The organism is Flavobacterium sp. (genome assembly GCF_028712645.1).
GTDB lineage: Bacteria > Bacteroidota > Bacteroidia > Flavobacteriales > Flavobacteriaceae > Flavobacterium.
In genome coordinates this window covers 1-4,140 of the sequence record NZ_JAQTPQ010000289.1, presented here as the reverse complement: position 1 = coordinate 4,140, position 4,140 = coordinate 1, and the positions used below count along the sequence as shown (strand labels likewise).

Genomic DNA, 4,140 nt, shown 5'->3' with positions numbered 1-4,140 from the left:
CTTATATGACCTTAAACTTTTCTGCCAATTTTTTGGGATTGGATTCAGCTGCCACACCCTTTGGATTAAAAGCGATGGAGAGTTTGCAGGAACTGAATCCTGAGAAAGACAAGGCGAGTGATGCCCAAATTATGTTTATGTGTTTGCACGCTTCGGGACTTACTTTGATTGCCACTTCCATCATTGGTTATCGTGCTGCAGCCAATGCCAGCAATCCCGCCGATGTGATGTTGCCTTGTATTATTACTTCTTTTATTGGAACAATTGCCGCTTTTTTAATTGTGGGAATCAAACAAAAAATTAATTTCAAAAGTGCCTCTTTAGTAATTTCATTAATGGTTTTAATTGCTGCAATTGTAGGTTTGTTGATGTATGTAAATCATTTGGATTTAATAGGTAAAAACTATTTTACTTCTAATCTTTCGGCTTTAATATTGGTGGGAATTATTGTTTTTACGTTGATTTTTGCTTTTCTTAAAGAGAAAAAATTTACTCAGGCAAATACTACGGTTTATGAAGCTTTTGTGGCAGGCGCCAATAATGGTGTTAAAACCGGAGTGACCATTTTTCCTTATGTTTTGGGAATGTTGGTGGCAATTTCTTTATTCAGAAACAGTGGCTTATTTGAAATTATTAGTAATTGGATTGCTTTTGGTTTTTCTAATATGGGAGTTAGCAAAGAAATCACCGACGCTTTGCCTGTAGCATTACTAAGACCTTTTAGTTCTGCGGGATCAAGAGGATTTTTGATTGACTCGATGAATACTTTTGGAGCCGATTCCTTAACGGGAAGGTTGAGTAGTATTTTTCAATGCAGTGCCGAAAGCACTTTTTATGTGATTGCGGTTTACTTTGGTTCTGTTAATATAAAAAACACCCGATACGCTTTAGGGACTATGCTTTTAGTTGATTTAATTTGTGTGATTACGGCTATTCTTGTAGCGACTTGGTTTTTTTAAACAGAACCCTATTTGTGAGTGTAATACATTTTTAAATTAGTTTACTTTTGCGGTATGCTAAAATGGTTTTCGAAAATATTTTTATCAAAACAAAAAGAAGATACAGCTGATTGTATGAAGAAATTTTTAATAGTGGGACTTGGGAATATTGGTGCAGAATATGTGAATACACGACACAATATTGGTTTTAAAGTTGTTGATTTTCTAGCTAAAAAAGAAGGTCTAAACTTCGAAACTGTGAAACTCGGTGCGCTTGCCGAATACAAATTTAAAGGAAGAACTTTTTTGCTTTTAAAACCCAATACGTATATGAATTTAAGCGGCAAAGCTGTGAAATATTGGATGGATAAAGAAAATATTCCTCTTGAAAACAGCATGATAATTACTGACGACTTGAATTTACCTTTTGGAACTATTCGTATTAAACCAAAAGGAAGCGATGGTGGACACAACGGACTTAAAAGCATCAATTCAATTTTAAATACAACACATTACACTCGGTTTCGTTTTGGAATTAGTGATGAATTTAAAAAAGGCAAACAAGTTGATTATGTTCTTGGAGAATGGAATGAAATTGAAAAAGAAAAACTCCCAGAACGATTAGAATTAGCTTCAGAAATTATAAAATCGTTTGGAACAGCCGGACTCGAAAATACAATGACAACTTTTAACGGCAAATAAAAACTGACTATTTTTTTCCTTTTCTAGAATATAAATTTCAGCAAAAATCCAAGATGTTTTATTTTTTTATTTGAAATTTAGCAAAAACACTAACTTTACAAATTATTTTTAAAAATCATGAAAAGAAATACCCTCATCTCTACACATAAAATTTTTGTTATGGTTTGCTTGTTTTCAATAAGCTTTGCTTTCAGTCAAAACACAAAACCAGCCAACAAGACTTTATTTGGAAAACAACTTAAAGCAGAAAGTGTAAATCCAAAAAACAAATATATTCGTTGCGCCACAACTGAATACGAGAAATTTCTCCAAGGAAAAGATGCTAAAAGAATGACTGATGCTCAATTTGAAGCATGGGTAGCTCCTTTGGTTAGTCGTTACAAATCGATGAAAACCAGTTCTCAATCTGGTGGAATTATTACCATTCCAGTAGTTGTTCACGTTATTCATAGTGGTCAGGCCATTGGAGTAGCTCCAAACATTACTGACGCACAAGTAGAATCTCAAATTACGGTAATGAATCAAGATTATCGAAAATTATTTGGGTCACCAGGTTACAATACAAACCCTGTGGGAGCAGATACTCAAATTCAATTTGAATTGGCAAAAGTAGACCCAAATGGAAATCCAACCAATGGAATTGACAGATTGAGTTTTTGTCAATCCTCATGGTCAGATGTTGATATTGATGCCATATTAAAACCAGCAACTATTTGGGATCCTACTCAATATATGAATATGTGGAGTGTTGAATTTACTGACAACACTCTTTTAGGCTATGCGCAATTTCCTGATGGTTCAGGGCTTGGAGGCCTCGATGTATCTGGTGGCAATGCAAATTCTGATGGGGTAGTTTCTAACTATGATGTATTTGGCAGTCTTGATTATGATACAACACCAAGTACTTTTTTGTTGAATGCAACATACAACAAAGGAAGGACAATGTCTCACGAGGTTGGACACTGGCTTGGTTTAAGACATATTTGGGGCGACTCTGCTTGTGGAGATGATTTTTGTGCCGATACTCCAAAGGCTCATGACGCTAATTATGGCTGCCCATCTGTTTTGGATTGTGATAATGTTGGCAATGAAATGGTAGAAAATTATATGGATTATACGGATGATGCTTGTATGAACATTTTTACCCAAAATCAAAAAGACAGAATGGTTGTTATTATGAATAATGCAGCGAGAAGAAGTACATTAAAAACGTCGACTAAAAATTCAGCAATAGCTTTATTTGCTATGATGCCGAAGTTAAGCTTGAAGCAAGCTGTCCCGCATCAATATGTGGTGCTGTGCCTAATCAAACCACACAAACAATAACTATTTATAATAGAGGAACAAGCAATTTAACTGCTGCAACAGTAAATTATTCTATTAATGGCGGTGCAAATATTGCTTATAATTGGACAGGTAATTTAGCAACTAACAAATATGATACTTTTACAATACTAATAAATTCTCCATCAAATGGAACAATAAGCGCAAGTATTGCTTCAGCAAATGGAGGAACTGATCAAAGAACAACAAACAATACTGCTTCTGGGAATTTTGTTATTCCATCTGCAGCTCCAAACCATACTTTTACTACATATAATTTTAGATTACAACAAGATTTATGGGGTTCTGAAACAACTTGGGAAATTAAAAATGGGTCAGGAGTTATTTTATATAGCGGTGGACCATATACTGATAAAAGCACACTGCCCTTGCCCTCTCTAATTTCTCAAACTTGGACATTGCCCGCAAATCAATGCTATACTTTTACAATAAATGATTCAGCTGGAGATGGAATATGTTGTGGAGCTTCTGGAGATGGGTATTATGATATTAAATCAACAGATGGATTAACCGTTGTTACTTCTGGCTCATCATTTACCTCAAGTCAAAGTTTTACTTTTACAACTAATACATTGGGTAATATAGCATTTGAAACATCAAATGAGATTTATTTATATCCTAATCCTACAAGAGGGACTTTAAATATAAGGATTCCGTATCAATTTGGTTTACCTAATAGCTACGTTATTTATAATAGTTTGGGGCAAACAATTAGTCAAAAAGAAGTTTCAATTGAACCAGATTTAACAATAAATACATCGACTTTGAGTAACGGAATCTATTTTATTTCTGTGATAAAAGATACTGCTAAAAAAATATTACAATTTATTAAAGAATAGTTTAAAGTCGAAAGTCTCAAAGTCGAAAGTCAAAAGTTTTAAAAGAAAATGATTTTTCCAAGATTATTTTAACCTTTCGATTTTACAGACATTAAATTTGCACCATTATAATATAATTACTTTGAAGATTTTCCATTCCATAGATGATTTCAAATCCACAAAAAAAACGGTTTTAACTTTAGGGACTTTTGACGGTGTTCATATAGGGCATAAAAAAATCTTAGAAAAACTTGTTCAAAGTACAAAAAGCGATGAATTTGAAAGTTTAGTACTTACCTTTTTTCCGCATCCTCGAATGGTTTTACAAGAGCAATCAG

Annotated in this window: 4 protein-coding genes and 1 pseudogene; all 5 read left to right on the top strand. The window is 33.7% G+C overall.

What is annotated here, in order from left to right:
* Positions 1-959, top strand: a 959-nt coding sequence (locus PHC28_RS16405) for a spore maturation protein (RefSeq protein ID WP_300103192.1), incomplete at its 5' end; no start/stop codon positions are given.
* A gap of 54 nt (positions 960-1,013) precedes the next feature.
* On the top strand, positions 1,014-1,640 hold the full coding sequence (gene pth, locus PHC28_RS16400; RefSeq protein ID WP_300103190.1) for an aminoacyl-tRNA hydrolase: 627 nt from the start codon (positions 1,014-1,016) through the stop codon (positions 1,638-1,640).
* A gap of 117 nt (positions 1,641-1,757) precedes the next feature.
* Positions 1,758-2,966, top strand: coding sequence for a zinc metalloprotease (locus PHC28_RS16395; protein WP_300103188.1), 1,209 nt, complete (start codon positions 1,758-1,760; stop codon positions 2,964-2,966).
* On the top strand, positions 2,939-3,823 hold the full coding sequence (locus PHC28_RS16390; RefSeq protein WP_300103186.1) for a T9SS type A sorting domain-containing protein: 885 nt from the start codon (positions 2,939-2,941) through the stop codon (positions 3,821-3,823). Before PHC28_RS16395 ends, PHC28_RS16390 begins: the two co-directional genes overlap by 28 nt.
* Positions 3,824-3,944: 121 nt before the next feature.
* A pseudogene (locus PHC28_RS16385) lies at positions 3,945-4,140 on the top strand (riboflavin biosynthesis protein RibF); the annotation flags it as partial.

What these genes read in the sequence shown, in the direction of transcription:
- PHC28_RS16395 (WP_300103188.1), top strand. Translation starts at nt 1,758, where the DNA reads ATGAAAAGAAATACCCTCATCTCTACACATAAAATTTTTGTTATGGTT.
- pth (WP_300103190.1), top strand. Translation starts at nt 1,014, where the DNA reads ATGCTAAAATGGTTTTCGAAAATATTTTTATCAAAACAAAAAGAAGAT.